At 35.3% G+C, this 19,518-nt stretch carries 18 protein-coding genes, 2 pseudogenes and 1 riboswitch; of the genes and pseudogenes, 12 read left to right on the top strand and 8 right to left on the bottom strand.

The genetic code is table 11. From position 1 onward, the window contains the following. The first annotated feature begins 201 nt into the window (after positions 1-201). The 8 genes and pseudogenes from K6959_RS07255 (at position 202) to K6959_RS07220 (ending at position 8,474) form a co-directional block, all read left to right on the top strand. Positions 202-1,047 carry a MurR/RpiR family transcriptional regulator gene (locus tag K6959_RS07255; protein WP_163240714.1) on the top strand — a complete coding sequence of 282 codons (846 nt, stop codon included), beginning with the start codon at positions 202-204 and terminating at the stop codon, positions 1,045-1,047. Positions 1,048-1,066: 19 nt separating this feature from the next. Continuing rightward, entirely contained in the window at positions 1,067-2,212 is a 1,146-nt protein-coding gene (locus K6959_RS07250; RefSeq protein ID WP_223088037.1) for a M20 peptidase aminoacylase family protein, read from the top strand. Continuing rightward, complete coding sequence (locus K6959_RS07245; protein WP_163240710.1) at positions 2,205-3,023, top strand: GNAT family N-acetyltransferase; 819 nt, start codon at positions 2,205-2,207, stop codon at positions 3,021-3,023. The genes K6959_RS07250 and K6959_RS07245 overlap by 8 nt, the downstream gene beginning before the upstream one ends. A 32-nt stretch (positions 3,024-3,055) precedes the next feature. Next, on the top strand, positions 3,056-4,165 hold the full coding sequence (gene menC / locus K6959_RS07240) for an o-succinylbenzoate synthase (RefSeq protein ID WP_223088035.1): 1,110 nt from the start codon (positions 3,056-3,058) through the stop codon (positions 4,163-4,165). A 73-nt stretch (positions 4,166-4,238) separates the two neighbouring features. Then, positions 4,239-5,291: a YkvI family membrane protein gene (locus K6959_RS07235; RefSeq protein WP_163240706.1), complete on the top strand. Its 1,053-nt coding sequence runs from the start codon at positions 4,239-4,241 to the stop codon at positions 5,289-5,291. 344 nt (positions 5,292-5,635) lie between these two features. After that, positions 5,636-6,724 (top strand): annotated as a pseudogene (locus K6959_RS19800) (mechanosensitive ion channel family protein). A 103-nt stretch (positions 6,725-6,827) separates the two neighbouring features. Beyond that, on the top strand, positions 6,828-7,019 hold the full coding sequence (locus K6959_RS07225) for a hypothetical protein (RefSeq protein ID WP_223088442.1): 192 nt from the start codon (positions 6,828-6,830) through the stop codon (positions 7,017-7,019). A gap of 594 nt (positions 7,020-7,613) precedes the next feature. Further along, positions 7,614-8,474: a reverse transcriptase domain-containing protein gene (locus tag K6959_RS07220; RefSeq protein ID WP_316252543.1), complete on the top strand. Its 861-nt coding sequence runs from the start codon at positions 7,614-7,616 to the stop codon at positions 8,472-8,474. Positions 8,475-8,545: 71 nt separating this feature from the next. On the opposite strand, the gene K6959_RS07215 is transcribed toward K6959_RS07220, so the two are convergent. Next, complete coding sequence (locus K6959_RS07215; protein ID WP_163243305.1) at positions 8,546-9,037, bottom strand: acyl-CoA thioesterase; 492 nt, start codon at positions 9,035-9,037, stop codon at positions 8,546-8,548. A gap of 127 nt (positions 9,038-9,164) precedes the next feature. Further along, positions 9,165-9,358: riboswitch (cobalamin riboswitch) on the bottom strand. Between the two features lie 422 nt (positions 9,359-9,780). Next, positions 9,781-10,956 carry a rod shape-determining protein RodA gene (gene rodA, locus K6959_RS07210; RefSeq protein ID WP_163243306.1) on the bottom strand — a complete coding sequence of 392 codons (1,176 nt, stop codon included), beginning with the start codon at positions 10,954-10,956 and terminating at the stop codon, positions 9,781-9,783. 179 nt (positions 10,957-11,135) lie between these two features. Between rodA and K6959_RS07205 the strand changes: the two genes are divergently transcribed. Continuing rightward, positions 11,136-11,933, top strand: a complete 798-nt coding sequence (locus K6959_RS07205; protein ID WP_163243307.1) for a polysaccharide deacetylase family protein — start codon at positions 11,136-11,138, stop codon at positions 11,931-11,933. Between the two features lie 243 nt (positions 11,934-12,176). Further along, positions 12,177-13,361, top strand: coding sequence for an LL-diaminopimelate aminotransferase (locus K6959_RS07200; protein ID WP_223088033.1), 1,185 nt, complete (start codon positions 12,177-12,179; stop codon positions 13,359-13,361). A gap of 234 nt (positions 13,362-13,595) precedes the next feature. Here K6959_RS07200 and K6959_RS07195 read toward each other — a convergent pair. The 3 genes and pseudogenes from K6959_RS07195 to K6959_RS07185 form a co-directional block, all read right to left on the bottom strand. Beyond that, positions 13,596-14,465, bottom strand: a pseudogene (locus tag K6959_RS07195) (DUF421 domain-containing protein). Between the two features lie 9 nt (positions 14,466-14,474). After that, complete coding sequence (locus K6959_RS07190) at positions 14,475-14,681, bottom strand: DUF1657 domain-containing protein (protein WP_163243309.1); 207 nt, start codon at positions 14,679-14,681, stop codon at positions 14,475-14,477. A gap of 383 nt (positions 14,682-15,064) precedes the next feature. Then, on the bottom strand, positions 15,065-15,271 hold the full coding sequence (locus K6959_RS07185; protein ID WP_163243399.1) for a DUF1657 domain-containing protein: 207 nt from the start codon (positions 15,269-15,271) through the stop codon (positions 15,065-15,067). A 214-nt stretch (positions 15,272-15,485) separates the two neighbouring features. Between K6959_RS07185 and K6959_RS07180 the strand changes: the two genes are divergently transcribed. Beyond that, positions 15,486-16,052, top strand: a complete 567-nt coding sequence (locus K6959_RS07180; RefSeq protein WP_316252535.1) for a YkoP family protein — start codon at positions 15,486-15,488, stop codon at positions 16,050-16,052. Between the two features lie 52 nt (positions 16,053-16,104). On the opposite strand, the gene K6959_RS07175 is transcribed toward K6959_RS07180, so the two are convergent. The 3 genes from K6959_RS07175 to K6959_RS07165 all read right to left on the bottom strand — a co-directional run bounded on the left by K6959_RS07175 (position 16,105) and on the right by K6959_RS07165 (position 18,844). Further along, positions 16,105-17,661, bottom strand: a complete 1,557-nt coding sequence (locus K6959_RS07175; protein WP_163243400.1) for a fatty acid--CoA ligase — start codon at positions 17,659-17,661, stop codon at positions 16,105-16,107. A 120-nt stretch (positions 17,662-17,781) separates the two neighbouring features. Further along, positions 17,782-18,468, bottom strand: a complete 687-nt coding sequence (locus tag K6959_RS07170) for an LrgB family protein (RefSeq protein WP_223088032.1) — start codon at positions 18,466-18,468, stop codon at positions 17,782-17,784. Beyond that, a complete protein-coding gene (locus K6959_RS07165; protein WP_163243402.1) occupies positions 18,443-18,844 on the bottom strand; it encodes a CidA/LrgA family protein in 402 nt (133 codons plus the stop codon). Before K6959_RS07165 ends, K6959_RS07170 begins: the two co-directional genes overlap by 26 nt. 227 nt (positions 18,845-19,071) lie before the next feature. Here K6959_RS07165 and K6959_RS19580 point away from each other — a divergent pair, with 227 nt between their 5' ends. After that, positions 19,072-19,506, top strand: coding sequence for a hypothetical protein (locus K6959_RS19580; protein ID WP_316252534.1), 435 nt, complete (start codon positions 19,072-19,074; stop codon positions 19,504-19,506). Positions 19,507-19,518: the final 12 nt, after the last annotated feature.

Here is a 19,518-nt window from a genome sequence, read left to right as displayed (position 1 = left end):
TATATTGATAATTACTTGAATCCTGCTTTCCTGTAACACTTCAAGGCAGCACTACATTAATGTAACAAAAAATTCTTATTTTTAGTATTGATAAGATTTCAGAATTATGTTACTCTTTTTAACAATAACTTTTTGCAGTTTCGACTTCTATATAATAGATAATGAAGTTTAGACTTCATTATTTTTTAAAGGATGACTAAAATGACACACTTCAAAACTTTAGTAAAGGAGCATTATCACCAGTTGTCAAAAAGCCAGCAAAAGGTGGCGAAATATTTGTTGGAACAACCTGGAGATTTTGCAATTAAATCAGCACAAGATATCGGTAAGGAAATTGGGGTTAGCGAAACTACTGTTATTCGCTTTTGCTATTCTTTAAATTTTAATGGCTTTTCAGAGCTGCAAAAAAACACGCGCGAAGCATTATTACAAAAAAGTAGTCTTGATGAATATCATGAAGAAAAACTAAAGCTTGCAAAGAAGCCTCACCTTTTTGCAAGTGTGATGGAACAAGATAGTCGGAACATTAGGAATGCAATTCACAGCATTCATGAAGAAGATTTTCAATTAACTGTTGAACAAATCGTTAAAGCAGAGAAAGTATTCATCTGTGGATTGCGTTCCTCTTTTGCAGCGGCTCAGTGGTTAACGTTTACTTTAAATATTATGAGAGATCAAGTTTTTTTATTCCGGCCAGAAACAGATGATTTATTAGTTACCCTTCCGCAATTAAACGAAAATACAGTGTTTATCGGAATTTCATTTCATCGTTATTTAAAAGAAACAGTTGAACTGGCACGAATTGCTAAAGAACAAAATGCCTTTGTTTGCGGGATTACTGATTCACCTGTGTCACCGATAAGCAAGTATACGAGTACACTTTTAGCAACTAGTGAAACATCAACATCAACAATTGACGCAACACCTATTCTATTCTCAATACTTAACGCGCTTGTTGCCAATGTATCTGTGATGAATAAAGAACGAATTGAAAAGCGAAAAGAGCAATATGAATCATTTAATATTCATCATTTTTTTGCAAAATAACAACAAGGTGGGAGAGATCATGAAGGCGACTATAAATGAATTAAAGCCAATTATAAAAGAAATTTTTACGCATTTACACGAACATCCTGAAGTTAGCTGGAAAGAATACGAAACGACAAATTATCTTAAAGACTTATTAGAACATATCGGCTTCACACCTAAAACGTTCCCAGACAGTACAGGATTAACTGTAGGATTAGGAACTGGCCCGATTACAGTTGGTTTACGAACAGATATTGATGCATTATGGCAAGAAGTAGACGGTCAGTATAAAGCTCACCATTCATGCGGACATGATGCCCATATGACAATGGCATTAGGTGTCCTTCTTTTATTTAAAAAAAAGGGGTATCAGCCGCTAGGAAAGCTAAAAGTAATATTCCAACCTGCAGAGGAAAAAGGAACTGGAGCTTTAAAGATGGTCGAAATGGGAGTTGTCGATGATATCGATTTTCTTTATGGTGTCCATCTTAGACCAGTTCAAGAATTAGAAAATGGTAAAGCAACCCCGGCAATTATGCACGGTGCAGCAAAATTTATCGCTGGTAAGATTTATGGTGAAGATGCCCATGGAGCTCGTCCCCATTTAGGTCAAAATGCAATTGAGATTGGTGCTGCACTCGTAAATGAGCTTAGTAAAATCCATGCAGATCCAATGGTCCCTTACTCTGTAAAAATGACTCAGTTTCATGCAGGCGGTGAAAGCAGTAATATCATTCCAGGCCGGGCATCATTTCATCTCGATGTGCGAGCGCAAACGAACGACGTAATGGAATATCTCACTAGCAAAATATCAAAAGTTGCACAAGCGGTTTCAAGTCTATATGATGTCTCAATTTCTTTAGAAACAAAAGCTGCTGTTGCAGCTGCGAAAGTAAATAAAGATGCTCAGAATTTTATGAAAGAAGCAATTATCGATTCAATCGGCAGAGACAATCTTGTCGAACCAATTATTACGACGGGAGGAGAGGATTTTCACTTTTACACATTAAAAAAACCTCGCCTCAAGGCTACGATGCTTGGGTTAGGTTGTGATTTAAAACCGGGATTGCATCATCCAAAGATGACATTTGATCAAACAGCACTTTATACCGGAATTGAAATTTTAGCCAAAACGATTATTCGCACATTTGACCAACTAGAAGGAGCGACCAAGCATGAATAATGATGTAGAAATTAAAAAAATAGATACATTAGAAGAGCTAGAGGAGGTGCAGCAGCTTGATCAAACCATTTGGACAACAGAAGCTATTCCTGTGCATCAAACATTAACGGCTGTACAAAACGGCGGAATCATGATTGGAGCTTATAAGCATAATAAACTAATTGGATTTAGCTATGGATTTCCAGGTTTCTCTGAAGGGAAAGTATATCTTTGCTCCCATATGCTCGGAATCCATCCCGATTTTCGCGGTCAAGGAATTGGGCCTCTCTTAAAGCATGCACAAAAACGAGAAGCATTAAAAATGGGCTACTCATTAATGACCTGGACATACGATCCTTTAGAAAGTGTGAACGCGTTTTTAAATTTAACAAAGCTAAGTGCTGTCTCAAATACTTATATTGAAAATTGTTATGGAGAAATGGCTGACGGTTTAAATGATGGATTACCTACTGATCGTTTAAAAGTACGCTGGCATATAGCAAATCCGTACATTGGACAAACAAACGAATGGAATACTGAAAAATTACAGACTATCTCAACATGGAAAATATGCGAGCACGGACATCCTAAACTAAATGATCATGCACTAGACGTAAATACGGATGAAACAGCTTTCCTACTTCCAGTTCCTGAAAATTTTCAAAAAATAAAGCGTGAGGATTTTCAACTAGCGCTCGATTGGCGATTAAAAACGAGAAAGCTTTTTCAAAGCGCTTTTCAACATAACTATGTTGCTGTAAGCATTGTTAAAACACAAGATGAACCCGTGAACTATTACGTATTAACAAACAAAGAGTTAGCGTTAGACTAGGCAAACTAAAAAAGAGAAGGTTGGGATAAATAATGAAATTAACAGAAATTACATTACGTCAGATGAAAATGAAAATGAAGTTTCCATTTGAAACTAGCTTTACAACAATGCAAGATAAAGATTTTATCTTAGTTGAAGTCGTTGATGAAGATGGGAAACGCGGCTGGGGAGAATCTGTTGCCTTTACTGCCCCCCTTTATAATGAAGAAACGATGAAAACAAACTGGCACATGCTAGAGGATTTTTTAATCCCATTAATACTTGATAAAAACATTCATCATCCGGATGAAGTAAATCAACTTTTCTCACCGATACGAAAAAATAATATGGCAAAAGCAGCAATTGAAGGGGCTGTTTGGGATCTATATGCTAAAAAACAGCAAATGACACTTTCCAAGGCATTGGGTGGAGAAAAAAAAAAAATTGAAGTTGGGATTAGCATCGGGATTAAAAATACGATTGATGAACTTCTTCAAGTAATCGATCAATACGTCATGGACGGCTATAAACGGATTAAAGTAAAAATTAAACCGGGCTGGGATGTAGATGTCATTCGTGCTATTCGAAAAAAGTTTCCCTCGATTCTTCTAATGGCAGATGCCAATTCTGCATATCAGCTTGAAGATATAGAATTGTTAAAACAGCTTGATGAATTTGACTTAATGATGATTGAACAGCCCCTTGCTTCAGATGATATTGTTGATCATGCAGTTGTTCAAAAACAACTGAAGACTCCAATCTGTTTAGATGATAGCATTCATTCTTTAGAGGATGCGCGAAAAGCCATCAGTCTAGGAAGCTGTAAAATTATTAATATAAAAATCGGCCGAGTAGGCGGCTTAACAGAAGCTAAAAAAATTCATGATTTATGTTTGACAAAAGGGATTCCAGTTTGGTGCGGTGGAATGCTTGAAGCTGGTGTTGGCAGAGCACATAATATCGCTCTTACAACTTTATCTAACTTTACAATGCCCGGGGACACTGCTGCTTCTAACCGTTACTGGGAGCAAGACATTATCGAACCAGAAGTAACTGTCCATGATGGAATGATTACCGTTCCAGATAAACCAGGGATTGGCTATGATATCAACATGAAAGCGGTTGACATGTTCACTGTTGCTAAGAAAACCTTTAAAAAGTAAGGAGATGCTCCTTACTTTTTAGTAAATTTTCTTAATATTCCAACTAGTTTCTTCAAAATAATGGGGGATTAAAATGAAAAAGAGTTTACAAATTGCAGGTGCTTATATCGGATTAATTGTTGGAGCGGGATTTGCTTCAGGGCAAGAAATTTTACAGTTTTTTACGAGCTTCGGAATATTCGGAATGTTAGGCACACTCGTTGCTACTTTCCTATTTGCATTTTTAGGAATGCAAATTACTCAGCTTGGTTCAGATTTAAAAACAATTTCACATAAAGAAGTACTTTATCAAATTTGTGGCCGGCATCTAGGATTAATCGTCGATATATTAGTCACTTTTTTCTTATTTGGCGTGTCAGTCGTTATGATTGCTGCAAGCGGATCTATTTTTCAGCAGCAATTTGGAATGCCTTCTATTGTCGGAAGCATTATTATGACGTTATTAACAATCGCTACTTTATGCTTAAATATTAAAAAAGTCATCTATGTCATAAGTAGTATTACTCCGTTTTTATTATTACTTATTTTTATTATTACAGGTTATTCTATTTTTACGAGTGATGCAAGCTTCTCAAACCTTCAGATGGCTGCGAAAGATTATGAAGCGTCAGCTCCCAATTGGCTTCTAGGCGCTTTCTTGTATGTGTCTTATAATTTGGCAGCCGGCTTTGCGATGCTATCAGTAATTGGAGGGGCTGTTGACGATAGAAAAACTGCCGGCAAAGGTGGATTCATTGGCGGCATCGGTTTAGGTTTATTTATTTTATTAATTAATGTAGGAATGTTTGTTAATTTAGATCGCCTTCATGGAATTGAAATGCCGACACTATTAATAGCTTCAGAAATCTCCCCTATTGTCGGTGATTTAATGTCACTCGCTTTACTTGGGATGATTTTTAATACGTCTGTCGGGATGCTGTATGCTTTTACGGCACGATTTATTTCGCCTAAAGAAAAAGCATTTAAACCTGGAGTTGCCTTCACTGGTGTTCTAGCTTTTGCTGCTAGCTTTATCGGATTCATCACGCTTGTTAGTACTGTTTATCCTATAACTGGTTATTTAGGGTTTGTGTTAATGATAACAATTTTTCTATCATGGCTAAAAAAGTGGAAAAGTAAGATATAATAAAGTTTATGTGCTTTAGATTTTAGACAAAGTATATTTAGAAACGTTTACTAGTCGTTGCCCCCGAGTAACGAGGCGAAAGCGAAGAAAATTTATCATTCATGAGTTTGCTTGTCAAATAGTCTAAGCACATAAATTTTTATGTGCAATTTTTCATATCACTTTTTTACTAAGTGGGAATATGTTATGATAAAGTGCGAAATTTGATAAAAATCTATATGTCACACTAAAAAAAGTATGATAAAATAATTTTGCTCTTCCCTTTATTCATCACAACTAATAATCAAGTGAATCCCGCTTAATAAAGTTTCACTTTACGTAAGGAGTTTTGTTTTATGAGTTTTATGAGTTTTGTTGAGAAGTACTTAACTTACGATACTTTAGTAAAAATCCTTATTACAATTGGTATTTTTCTTTTATTCGTTATTTTCAGGAAAATATTCGCAAAATACATATTTAAAATTATTTTACGACTAAGTAAAAAAAAACCGACTGATTTTTTTACTCACTTATTAACATCATTCGAAAACCCAATTCGCTGGTTCTTTATTATTATAGGAATTTATCTTTCTGCTAGATATTTCCCATATTTCAATCATGAAAACCCACTATTTTTATAATTAATGCGTTCTTCTTTAATTGTGCTCGTGATCTGGGGACTGTACAATTTCTCTTCTTCATCTTCGTTACTTTTTAGGAAGCTGAACAATCGCTTAAATATTGAAATTGATCAAATGTTAATTCCGTTTTTATCTAAAACAATTCGCTTCATTATAATTGCAATTGGGATTAGTATGATTGCAGAAGAATTCGGTTATGACGTAAACAAATTTATTGCCGGACTCGGCTTAGGTGGTCTGGCTGTCGCATTGGCTGCAAAAGATGCGCTCGGTAATCTTTTTGGCGGCGTTGTTATTATTACGGAGAAGCCTTTCTCGATTGGTGATTGGATTATGACTCCCAGTGTTGAAGGAACAGTGGAAGAAATTAGTTTCCGCAGCACAAGAGTAAGAACGTTTGCCCAAGCGTTAGTAACAGTTCCGAATGCAACTTTAGCTGTTGAAACAATCACTAATTGGAGTAAAAAGGGGAAACGAAGAATTTCTTTTCATTTAGGTCTTACTTACGACACACCTAAAGAAAAAATAGAGAAAATAGTAAGAAGGATTGAGGAATTGCTACGTTCTCACCCTGACATTCATCAAGAAACAATTTTCGTTAAGTTCGATCAATTTAATGAAAGCAGTTTAGATATCTTTTTATACTTTTTTACAAAAACAACAAATTGGGGAGATTTTTTAACAATAAAAGAAGAAATAAATTTTAAAATTATGGATATTATTGAAGAAGAAGAAGCATCGATTGCTTTCCCTAGCAGAACATTATACGTTTCCTCTGATTCTGAAACAAAGGCAGTAAAAGACCGTGCCTAATAAATAAAAAGCTGATGGCTAAATATGCTGTCAGCTTTTTAGTATATTGATCATTCAATTCACAAAAAATAATGGTAACACTTTTAAGGAAGGTGAATTGGAAGTGAAAGAAAAAGAAAACTCCACACTATCAAACATACCGGAAGAACCGAAAATAACGATTAGAACTGATGTTGGTACAATTAATAAAGAGAACTATCATCATGGAAACTCGGTAAATAAGCATAAAGATTTGGAATATGCAAATGAACTTCTTGGCAGTGACGAAATTCATCAGCAAAATGAAAATTTATGAACATAAATTTCAGACTGTTGACAAACGGACTCATGAATGCCTGTTCTATTCCCTTCGACCTTGTTGCTTGCGCCTCAACTGACTAGAGAATCCATTCAAATATTAGTTTTTTGTATACAAATCGAAAATTTTAAGACATCATTTTCTCAAGCTGTTAAAGCCTATAGACGAAAAATGAAACGGTTGTTAACAGTATACGGCCAAAGGTCATTTATTAGCCTTTGGCTTTTTATTAGTGTGCCAGGCATGGCATTTATCTAGGTGGTGCAAGTCCACTGTGGGGGAACACATCATCCAACCACTAGGGAAGCGCAAGGTGCTTGTCGTGAGGCAAGAGCTGAAGGAAGCGTGTACCAAAATCTTGGTCTGACGAACAGAAATCTGATACCAAGGCTTTACAGAAGGATAAGACTACTAAACAAGTCAAAGTCCAAAAGATGTGCGTAACTCTGTGAAGTAAATCAGGCAGATAAAAAGAGGAAAGATAAATGTCTTACCTTGGGAGGTCTCACGAACAGTTGAGGAGTCCCCTATAAAGAAAACTGGTCGAATAAGGTTTATCGTGAGAAGTCAGCAGAAACCAACACGTGGTTAATTGATATTGACCTAGAACGCTTCTTTGATACTGTCCATCATGATAAGTTAATGAGAATAATTTCTTATACAATCAAGGATGGCGATGTCATATCACTCATACGAAAATATCTAACAAGTGGAGTAATGGTGAATGGGAAACGTGAAAACACTCCCATTGGAACACCGCAAGGTGGTAACCTGAGTCCGCTATTAAGCAACATCATGCTTAATGAATTAGAAGCAAGAAATCTAAATTTCGTCAGAGATGCGGATGATAGCATCATCTTCGTCAAAAGTGAAAAAGCAGCCAATCGTGTCATGAAATCTATCACAAATTTTATCGAAAAGAAACTTGGGTTAATCGTAAACGCAGAGAAAAGTAGAATATCAAGACCAGGAAATACGAAATTTCTAGGATTTGGATTCTATTATGATACGCATACGAAAAAATATCAACCACGAGCGCATCAAGATTCGGTACGGAAATTCCAAAGAAAGCTAAAACAGCTAACGAAACGCAACCAAGGAATCTCCCTAAATAACAGGATAATGAAATTAAGACAAGTTATTTACGGATGGGTGAACTACTTTAAAATCGCGAAGTTGAAAAAGATACTCACAACTACTGATGCGAAATTGCGCTCTAGGTTACGAGTCATCATTTGGAAACAATGGAAAAGTAATAAGAAGCGAATCCAATCACTTATTCAATTGGGTATACCTGAAGAAGAAGCCAAAGGACTGACCTATTGCCGAAAAGGATATCGGTACATAGGGCTATCGAAAGTTGTTCAAACAGCATTATCAAATAAACGCCTAAAGCAAAGAGGAATCCCCTTTGCCTTAGATTATTACTTAGAAGTTCATACTGCAATATAAGTTGAACCGCCGTATACGGAACCGTACGTACGGTGGTGTGAGAGGGATGGGAAGTTAAATAACTTTCCTCTCTACTCGATTGAGTTTTCCTTTCGCTTCATTCTTATTTTGTAACGTTCCCAAGCTTGGTCGTACTGTCTCTTTTCCTCAACGGTCTCTGGAATCACATGTGGAACAGATGCAGCCCTTCCTTGATCATTTAACGCAACCATCGTCAAATAAGCACGGGAAGTCAATCGTTTCTCAGCTGTTAATAAATTTTCTGATTCTACTTTAACAAACACTTCCATTGAAGTGCGATGAGTCCAGGCAACATATGCTTCAAGACTTATCGCTTCACCTGCTTTAATAGGTGCCAAAAAATCAAAAGAATCAGTTGAAACGGTAACAACAGGCTTACGGCAATGGCGCATCGCTGCGATACAGGCTATTTTATCTACATAAGCCATTACCTTTCCACCAAAAATTGTGTCATGATGGTTCGTATCTGATGGTAATACGAGGTCTGTTAAATACGTTCGAGATTGAGAAACTGTTTTTGCTTGATCGCTAATACTTTTCATTCTAAAATTCAACTCCCCTATTTATTGCAAATAAAATAGCACTCCTAATTTGTTCACATAGAAAATTAGAAATGCTAAATAAATGTCAGACATATTATATAACACCTCCCTATTTCCCGTAGGTTATCAGTGTTGCTGAAACAGGCAGGTCTCCTGACTTAAGGATCATTTGTGAGCAGCAACCTTCCCAATCTAACGATCAGTGGTATTTTTGCCGCGCATTATCCTTTCACAGTGGCGGGACCGTGTCGGCATTTCACCGAACTTCCCTTTTAATCCTCGAAAGTATTCTTTCAAGGAACCTGATTCCAACTAATATTTAATTGTTGAAATATAAAAACTAGATTAGCATGTACAGAAAATGATGTCAATTATTGTTTTTATATGATCATGCCTATTTTAACAGCGAAGAAAATGACAAAAAGAAAAAAACGCCCTTTTTAGGACGAAAAATAGTACATATTCACTATACAAATATTGCTAATAAAAGAATGTCATAAAACAACATGCATATACATAAATAAAAGGGGGTGAAAAGATGAACAAAATTTACTTTGTTTTCTTTACATTTTTGTTTTTCATCGTCACTTTTCTCTCTTTAATCGTTGCGCTTGTAAACTAAAAATAAGACATTTTTTTAAAATCACTTGGTATGCCCGTACCAAGTGATTTTTTCTCACATTGTTATCATATACATCAAGGACGATAAAAATGAATCTTTTTAATAAAAATAAGAAAAGAAACTATGACGAAGAAAACATAAACTTTCTCGTTCGTGCTCTTACATTCAAAACGAGTCCAAGTGCAATCATATTCGTTAAAAGTGCACTGCCTCCGTAGCTAATAAACGGTAAGGCTAATCCTGTTATCGGCATTAAACCGACGGTCATCCCAATATTTTGAAAAATTTGAAAAGCTAACAAACCAATGACCCCAGTTATAATGTAAGTACCATACTCACTATTTGCTTCTAAAGCAATTGAAATCATGCGGAAAAATAAAATAAAGTAAATACTTATTAAGATGGATGCACCGATAAATCCGAATTCTTCACCAATTACAGTAAAAATAAAATCAGTATGTACTTCTGGCACCCTGCCGCTTTGCGATTGCACCCCATTCATAAAACCAAGCCCGGTCATTTGACCAGCCCCGATACCTGTTTTTGCTTGTAAATGTTGGTAGCCGTAGCTTGAAGCATATTGTTCAGGTGCAAGCCAGCCGTAGATTCTTTCAAGTTGATGAGGTTTAATCATTTTAGAAAAGAAATCAAAATGAAAAAAATGCAAATAAACTAATGAACCAATTACAGATGAACCGATCCCAATTAACGAAAGTAAAATTTTAAAAGAAACACCCGCAACAAATAACAACGAGAATACAATTGATATAATCACCAATGAGGTCCCTAAATCTGGCTGTTTCAAAATAAGTAAAAGCGGTGGGATACTCCAAGCAAATAAAGTTACCGTAAGCTTTAAATGATTTTTGAACGAATTTTGATAATTTTTCTTAAATTTATCTATTTGAGCCCCCAAGTGGATGATAAGGAAGATTTTCATAAATTCTGATGGCTGAAGTAAAAATCCTCCTAGTTGAAGCCAACGTTGGGAACCGTTCTTCTCAATACCGAAAAAGTATACCGCAATTAATAACACAATTCCTATAATATATAAAATGAGCGAAAAATTCGGCAATAACTCATAATCAAAAGTCATAACTGCACCTAAAACGATAAGTCCAATAATGTACCATACAATTTGGCGCTTCAAAAAAAAGTAAGGGTCACTTGGCGCATATTGACCAGAACCGCTATATACAGTAATTAAGCTAATGATAAAAAGGAGTAATAAACAAACAATAATTGATTGATCAAGCCTGAAATTAGAAAAAGCTTGAAACGTTGTTCTCTTTTCCATGCTATCCTCCTTAACATGCATTTCTTTAAACGTAAGCCTTAAGAACGTGATCATAAATAAAAAACTCGAAATAACATTATATCATAAAAAATCAGATTTGATAAAAAGATACATTGAACAGCAAATTTAAACTAATAATAAGTAAATAAGAAGAAAGTTTGTAAAAGGGGTGTCAATGGATGAAGAAAAAAAATTGTATTTTTATTATTTTTTTATCTTTTATTATGATCTTATCTGGATGGACAGGAAAAAAACCCGAACCTATAAGTGAAACTCATGTTAGCGAGAATGAACAACCTGAACATCACTCAAATTTAACCGTCCAGGTGCAAAAGCCTGTCTCTTTTTGGAGGTTACAGCAAGAATTCCCTAATATCGTCGTGATCCGTGGTATCGGGAACAAAATTGCGCTTACATTTGATGACGGTCCTAGTGCAAAGTACACACCACAAATCTTGAATGTATTAAAAAAATATAACGTAAAGGCAACCTTTTTTATGATGGGGGCTAAAGTTTCAAAATATCCTTATATTGTAAAGCGAGTTGCTCAGGAAGGTCATGCAATCGGAAATCATACGTATTGGCATCCTAATTTAGGTAAAGCTACCGTAGAACAAATGAAATGGGAAATTGCAGAAACAGAAAAGGCATTGAACAAAATTGTCGGAATTAAACCTAAATTATTTAGACCTCCATTTGGATCATTAACGCGGGAGCAAACGATTGAGTTGGGAAAATTAAATTTAACGACTGTTATGTGGTCTGTTGATTCCAATGATTGGAAACAACTTCCTGCAGAACAAATTAAAAATAATGTCCTTAATCATATTCATCCTGGAGCTGTTGTGCTTTTCCATGATGGCGGCCACTGGACTCAAGATTTATCTGGAACAGTAGAAGCATTAGAGCTCATTATTCCTAAACTGCAGGAAGATGGATTTACATTTGTCACCATTCCGCAGCTTTTTCATCTTTAAAAAGAGGAGTTCCTCTTCTCACCTTGCAGACAAGTCAAATAATTAGCATCTTCTCTCCTCTCAGAATACGAGACGAAGCTAGAAACAACGTTCATATAATCGGATATAAACAGTCTAAAGAAGAAGGAGCTTCCCCCTTCTTTTTAAATGCGTGCATTCATTTTTTCATCGCTAAAAAGGACGAAATATGTTAATATAAATTAAAAATAATTCATAATTATTCAAATAATGGAGGTATTTTAATTGGAGATTCAGTTGGCAAAAAGAATGGAAGCATTTAAACCATCAATTTTTAGTAAATTAGCTGCTTATAAAAAGGAGAAGCTAGAACAGGGTTGTGACATTGTCGATTTAAGTGTCGGTAGCCCCGATTTATCTCCACCTCAATTTATTATGGATGAATTAGCGGAGGAAGTAAAAAAAGACCAGTATGGTTATACACTATCTGGTATAGATGAGTTTGCTGAAGCAGTTGCGGACTACTATAAAGAATCGTACAATGTATCTTTAAATCCAAAAGATGAAGTGTTACAACTTATGGGTTCACAAGACGGACTCGTTCACTTACCGATGGTATTTGCAAATTCCGGTGATTACATTCTTGTTCCTGATCCCGGATATACTGCTTATGCGACAGGGGTAGCAATGGCTGGCGCTGAATGTTATTTAATGCCGTTATTGCAAGAAAACAACTATCTCCCAGATTTAAAAGCAATCCCAGCAGAAATTGCCGCAAAAGCAAAAATGATTATTTTAAATTATCCGGGGAATCCAATTCCTACCCTTGCAACTGAAAGCTTTTTTGTCGAATTAGTTGCTTTTGCGAAAAAATATAATATTATTGTTCTTCACGATTTTGCCTACTCTGAAATTTATTATGACGGTAAAAAGCCAGTGAGCTTTCTATCTGTCCCAGGTGCAAAGGAAGTTGGAATGGAAATCAATTCGCTTTCAAAAGGGTTAAATTTAGCTGGGACACGAATCGGATATTTAATGGGTAACAAAGATATGATCAAAGCTTTCGCCCAACTAAAGTCGAATTTAGACTATGGTGTTTTTTTTCCTGTTCAAAAGGCAGCCGCTACTTCTTTACGACATGCAAAAACGATATGTACTAGTAATCGCATCGTTTATCAAAAACGAAGAGACTTACTTGTTAACGGACTCCGTTCTATCGGTTGGAACGTTGATGCACCAGAAGGAGGAATGTTTGTATGGGGGAAAATTCCTGAAGGATGGAATTCAACTGATTTTGCTTTTACCCTGATTGACAAAGCAAATGTTGTTGTTACCCCTGGCGTTGCATTCGGACCATCTGGTGAAGGTTATGTACGAATTGCCTTAGTCCAAAGTGAAGAAAAACTTCAAAAGGCTGTTTCTCAGTTACCACAAAGTGGTCTATTTCTTCAACCGTCACCATTAAGTTAAAGACAAAGCAAATTAAAAGATGAAACAGCCTGAGCTTGTGTTTTAACCTTAGCTTATAAACAAAGTTGATAATGTCCTTAGACTCGTTGGAAAACGCTTGTCAGACAAGGCACCGAGCAACGGGGAACAAGCAAATAAAATAAATGCTTACAACGAAGTGCAAGGTTTCGATAAATGCGAACGTTTGTCAACAGTCTAAGGACGATAAAACAGTAGCTTGTTTTATCGTCCTTTTTAATTGACTAAGTACGGATTAATTTTTTGAATCATTTTCTCTAGTTTTTCAGCATTTTTTGTATACATGAATTGTGCGGATTTTGATTCTGTTTCAAGTGCAAATAACTCGAGATCTGCTTGACATTTTTTCAAAGACGCTAATAACAAAGGTTTTTCCTGTGGTGCCGGAACTTGAATTTTATCATCAAATAAATCAACAGTTAATTGTCCATACGAATCAATTTGGGCAAGAAATACATTTTCAACTGTTACATCTAATTTATCAAGTTCCGTATGAAGCCACCCTCGATTATAGCCGCTATTAGATAAAGGCTCATCTAATATTTCCCCATCCATAATAACAGTTTGCGGTTCCTTTTCAGGTGGAACGTACAGTTGAATATCCTTTGGTGTAATCGGTTGAGCTTCTTTTTTTAATAATACGTTTAAATTGCCATCTGCCTCTAAAACAGCAAATTCTACATCGGACACATTAAACGCATTTTTTTTCCTTAACAGTTCCATTAACTCATCTGTTGTATACTTTTCTTTTTTTTAATTATCCTCTAAAATTTTACCCTCTTTAATAAATACAGTTGCTGAACCTTCAACAAAATCACGAATACTTTTATTCTTCATTGCGATAACCGCAACTAAAAACGGGACTGTTGTCCAAACAAGCAAACTGAAAATTCCATGTAAAAAGTTTCTCTCTAACCCAGTTGATATTTCTGCTGCAATACTTCCAATCGTAATTCCAGCTACATATTCGAAAAATGAAAGTTGAGATAATTGCTTTTTTCCAAGCCACTTTGTTAATAAAAATAAAAGACCTAACATAATAAATGACCGGGTAATAATATCGAGCCAATCTGGAATCTCCAAAATATCTCCCCCCTAATTTCCTTTATATTGAGGTTCTTCACGCTCTAAAAAAGCTAGTCGTTTCTGTAAGTCGTCAACAATCTCTCTTGTTTCCAACATACATTCGTGAAAGGCACGAGTAGCATCAGTACATGAAGTTATTGCTGCTAATTTACTGAAGCTTGCTTCAGCACCTTTCAAACTGGCTATACATGATTTCAAACTTGAAGCGATCGTCATGAAAACAAAACTCCTTCATCATGATTTTTGAAGAAAAGAGGCTGGGACAAAACCATTTTAATCAAAGATAAATCCGAACAATGAGATAGTTAGTGCTTATATCCCGCTCCGGAAATATACTTCGCTTTCCGCGGGCAACGCCTCAACTTCCTCGGAAGCAAAAACCGCTTCCTGCAGGATTTTCAGCTGTTGCTTTTCCCGCAGGAGTCTACGTATATTTTCTCCGCTGAATGAGCATATCGTTCTTAGAGTTGATTGTTTTAAGTTTTGTCCCGACCTCTTTTAAAATAATCTTCGTTACAGCAACTTTCTTAGGCTAGTTGAAAACGTTTATCAATTATAAACTTAAAATAGTTGCCAACAGTCTAAGAGCACCATCGTTATTATTGCTGTTTATATTGTGGTTCTTCTTGCTCTACTTCGGTAATACGAGGTGATAATGTATCAATAATTGATTGAGTTTGTTGTGCTGCGGCTTGATACAATTGCTTTGCTTTCTTATTATCAGTATCTAACGCAAATGTTTCAAGACTCGCTTGCGCACTTTTTAAACCAGAAATTGTTTGTTTTAAATTATTTATAACTGTCATTTCTCTTCCTCCGCTTTAAAAAGTAATGCTGATTTTATTTATAAATCAGCTCCGACGTTATTTTATGAAGAAAACAACTTTCTATAATAAAGAAAACAATCCAATTGAGTCTTATTTTACCTATATGATAAAAAATTTAATTTTGCATAGTAATTTTTTATTGAGCTAAGATAAAATATCTTGACTGTAAGTGATCTTGAAAGGAGAAACAATTGTGAATATTCGAATGTATCTCCTCTCTCTTTGGGGGTTATTCGATCCAATTTATTTTGCATTTACACGATTAACATATGTTGAAACAAATTCATATGGAGAAAAAACAATATTTAGGGTACGTTTAATTAAATATAAAGGAAAAAAAATTATCCTTTCAGATGGCTCAAAAATATGTAAAAATGATATGTTAATTAAAATCCATTTACACAATATTCGCTTACTTAAAGAGTTGTCTTGTTTGAAAAATAATACTTCAAGGGGCATTTCGATTTATCGACATGTGTTAAATTCTATGCCGTTTTTAAGCTCCTATATAAAAAAGCATCCATTTGAAAATGATATTAAAGGAATTATTGGAATCACAATGATAAATAAAGGGGTTCAAAAATTAGGTTTTGAATGTTTTGAACCAAATCAATCGCTTTATAAGTGGTTTAAATTTATTTGTCAGCTCCCTATTTTCCTTCTGTCACAATCTCATTTTTCACTTAAGAACATGCATAAAAATACACCTGTGTTTTTATGCATGTCAAAGGAACAGTTGTTTCGTAAGTACGGAAAATGATAATGGGCTGTTGTTAAAAGTCATTGATATGACTTTATAACAGCCCATCTTTTTAGTTGCTATATACTGCTAATTCCTTTCGGAGCATAAACTTCTGGATTTTCCCACTTGCATTTCTCGGCAATTTTTCAACAAAAATATATTTTCGTGGACGTTTATAATCCGCAAGACGATCACTGCTTTTGCAAAAAATATCTAATTCTTTTTCAGTTAATGATTTATCTTTTTTTACAATGACTGCTGTTACAAGTTCTCCCCATTTTTCATCGGGTATCCCTATAACAGCAACATCTAAAACACCTTGATGCTCATGTAACAAATCTTCTACTTCTCTCGGATAGACGTTTTCTCCTCCGGTATTGATCATGTCATCTACACGATCAGCAACATATAAATAGCCGTCTTCATCTAAATATCCAAGATCACCCGTATGATACCAACCTTTATATAAAGCCTTCTTAGTCGCTTCCTCCCGATGAAAGTAACCAGCCATCATACAAGAGCCTCTGACAATAATTTCCCCTACTTCATTAGGTGGGAGAATATCACCTGGTTCAGATGGTTCAGCCCCCCTCGGTTTCACAATACGGATTTCATGATTGTAACAAGCCTTTCCAGCAGATCCAGCCTTACATAATTGCTCGTCTTCTTGTAAAAAAGCAACTGCTGGACCCATTTCTGTTTGGCCATAAGCTTGAATTAAATCGATTCCTAGTTTCTCTTTCACTGCTCTTACATGAACTGGAGCCATCGGAGCTGCACCATATAAACCAACTCGCAATGAACGTACATGATAAGATGTTAAGTCTTCTTGAAGAAGCATGTTCCACATTGTTGGAGCGGCAAACAATTGGGTAATTTTTTCATTTTCAATCGTCTGTAAAACAGTTGTTGAATTAAAATGTTTGATCATGACGTTACAAGCCCCCGCCTGTACTCGAGGAAGAAAACAGCAATGTAGTTCAGCACAATGAAACATCGGCGCAACAACAAGTCCACGGTCATTTGGAGATAGTTTCATCATTGATAAGCAAATTAAACTTTGCTCAACCATATCACGGTGTCGATGCAACACCCCTTTTGGCTGTCCAGTTGTTCCGCTTGTGTACATAATTGCATATAAATCCTGTTCATTCACGTCAACTTCAGGTGCTGTAGTGATGGAGTTGCTTATTTTTACATCATAATTTTCTGCATATTGGGGAGTGTCTTCATTAATATACCAAAAAGATATATAAGGAAATTGCTCATGTATTGCTGCGATTTGCTGTTCGAGACCTTGCTCAAATATGACAATTTTAGGTGTCGCATCTTTAAAAATATGAATAATTTCCTGTGGTTTCAACCGAAAATTAATTGGATTTATAATCGCACCGATTTTAGCACAAGCAAAATAAGTCATTGCAAGTTCACTTGTATTAAACAAAAAAGTTGACACACGATCTCCTTTCGTTATTCCTGCAGCAAGTAATGCATTTGCTAGACGGTGGACATCATTTTGCCATTCTTCAAAAGTCCAGCGCTTATTTGAAGAAATATCGACTAGCGCTTCTTTTTTCGGATATTTTTGCACTGTTTGATCAAAGATTTTACTAATTGTTGGATACATTCGTGATCATCCTCCTTTTTTATAAAAGTATATTGCAAAACAAAGTATTAATTTCCGAATTTTCAAATCCTTCTGCATAAAAAAATAGAGTTCCTTTTTTAAAGAGCTCTATTTTTCGATTTAAATCAAATAAGTAATGATTGATGGAATGATTAGAGATGTGAAAATTGCGGCTAACCCCATTGCTACTGCTGAAATTGCGCCTTGCAGCTCTCCTTCCTTCACCACCTCTGCTGTTCCAATACCATGAGCAATTGTTCCCATTGATAATCCTCTAGAAAATGGATCATTAATTTTTATGACATTCATAAGCCATGGACCAAACATTGCCCCAATCATACCTGTTGTCATTACAAACGCTGCTACAAGAACTTCATCACCTTTGATTATTTTTGCTACTTCTGAAGCAACTGGAATTGTAATCGATTTTAAACTGAGCGCTCTCATCACCCAGTCTGAAAGTTGAAAAAGCTTAGCTAAAAACAATGCGGAGAAAATGGTTGAAACTGTTCCAGTTATTAATCCAATACAGGCTGGAATTAAATATCGAAGCAATTGTTTTCGCTGCTTATATAGTGGTACAGCTAATGCCACTGTAGCGGGACCAAGTAAAAATGTTAACACTTCTTTCGCTAAGCTGTACTCTTCGTAAGAGATATGACTGAACAATAAAATAATAATAACGAACACTGTACTTAAAAAAACGGGAGATGTTAACGGCGACCCATATTTTTTTGAGATCATTCTTGAAAAAAGATAACTCCCGATCGTAATGGTCATACTATACAGTGTGATGATGATGCTCATCAGAAGTCCCCACTTTCCTTTTAGCCAAGCTTTGTGTAAACAAACCGGTCACTGAAATACCTATAAATGCACTTGTCACTAAAACAATAATTAAAAAAATTCCATTTTCAAGAAAAATCGATCCGAGCGTCATTAAGCCAACGGAAATGGGAATAAAAAAGAAACCTAAATGCTTAATTAAAAAAACAGACGTTTCTTCAATCCAGCTAAGTTTTATCACACCCGTTAATAATAAAATAAAAAGAAAAATGATTCCCATCACATTCCCGGGAAGAGGCAAATGTAGAAAGGTAACAGTTAAATTGCCAAGCTGATGAATCACGATAAGAAATAACAGCTGGGCCAAAATGATAAATATTCTTTTTGTTATAGGCATATTAACACAACCCCAATCAATCATTGTTCGTATATTTGCAGTTAATTACTGAATAATAAAGTAAATTCAGATTATTTTCAACATAAATATTGAAAACAAACCGTAAAAAACATTCATTCCTCTATCAGTTTGTTACATTATTAAAAATACACTAAAATAATATCAACGGATAATTGTTAAACATTTTAGCAATGCTTTTTAATACTTTCATTACTGGGTGATAAATAATGAATAAGCTTTCTTTTAAGCTCGGATTGTTGTTTTTTTTTATTATTTTCGGAATGGAAACGATTCTCTTTTTCTATCTTCATAAAGGGATTGTTCATTCTCGAGTAGATGAAGAATTAGCAGCTTTACAAGCTAGAGGAAATAATCATCGCGACGTGCTGGAAATTTCATTTGAAGAAGAAACAATTAACCATATCGCTTTAATGGAATCACAAGGCGAAACACATGTAGCTATTACCGATTTAGATGGAAAGCTAATGAAAGCATCCGAAGAAATAACCGCTGAAATGTATGATATTTTTTCAATTAAACGAGACAACATTCCGCGAAAAGGTGCTATTTTAGTAAATGACTGGAAATCAAAACCGTATATAGCAACTGTCAGTCCATTTACAATTGACGAGACGACTAAAGGTTATGTATACATGTTTTAAAATACAGAAACC

The organism is Bacillus aquiflavi (assembly GCF_019915265.1).
Taxonomy (GTDB): Bacteria; Bacillota; Bacilli; order Bacillales; family Cytobacillaceae; genus Bacillus_BT; species Bacillus_BT aquiflavi.
Note: the sequence above shows the minus strand (reverse complement) of the source record. Positions and strands in the feature narration are given on the sequence as shown.

Excerpts from the sequence above, each read along its gene's own strand:
- menC (WP_223088035.1), top strand. The coding sequence starts at position 3,056 with ATGAAATTAACAGAAATTACATTACGTCAGATGAAAATGAAAATGAAG.
- K6959_RS07255 (WP_163240714.1), top strand. The coding sequence starts at position 202 with ATGACACACTTCAAAACTTTAGTAAAGGAGCATTATCACCAGTTGTCA.
- K6959_RS07250 (WP_223088037.1), top strand. The coding sequence starts at position 1,067 with ATGAAGGCGACTATAAATGAATTAAAGCCAATTATAAAAGAAATTTTT.
- K6959_RS07170 (WP_223088032.1), bottom strand. The coding sequence starts at position 18,468 with ATGAGCATCATCATCACACTGTATAGTATGACCATTACGATCGGGAGT.
- rodA (WP_163243306.1), bottom strand. The coding sequence starts at position 10,956 with ATGGAAAAGAGAACAACGTTTCAAGCTTTTTCTAATTTCAGGCTTGAT.
- K6959_RS07165 (WP_163243402.1), bottom strand. The coding sequence starts at position 18,844 with ATGCCTATAACAAAAAGAATATTTATCATTTTGGCCCAGCTGTTATTT.
- K6959_RS07185 (WP_163243399.1), bottom strand. The coding sequence starts at position 15,271 with ATGACAGTTATAAATAATTTAAAACAAACAATTTCTGGTTTAAAAAGT.
- K6959_RS19580 (WP_316252534.1), top strand. The coding sequence starts at position 19,072 with ATGAATAAGCTTTCTTTTAAGCTCGGATTGTTGTTTTTTTTTATTATT.
- K6959_RS07205 (WP_163243307.1), top strand. The coding sequence starts at position 11,136 with ATGAAGAAAAAAAATTGTATTTTTATTATTTTTTTATCTTTTATTATG.
- K6959_RS07175 (WP_163243400.1), bottom strand. The coding sequence starts at position 17,661 with ATGTATCCAACAATTAGTAAAATCTTTGATCAAACAGTGCAAAAATAT.
- K6959_RS07215 (WP_163243305.1), bottom strand. The coding sequence starts at position 9,037 with ATGAAAAGTATTAGCGATCAAGCAAAAACAGTTTCTCAATCTCGAACG.
- K6959_RS07190 (WP_163243309.1), bottom strand. The coding sequence starts at position 14,681 with ATGACGATCGCTTCAAGTTTGAAATCATGTATAGCCAGTTTGAAAGGT.
- K6959_RS07235 (WP_163240706.1), top strand. The coding sequence starts at position 4,239 with ATGAAAAAGAGTTTACAAATTGCAGGTGCTTATATCGGATTAATTGTT.
- K6959_RS07245 (WP_163240710.1), top strand. The coding sequence starts at position 2,205 with ATGAATAATGATGTAGAAATTAAAAAAATAGATACATTAGAAGAGCTA.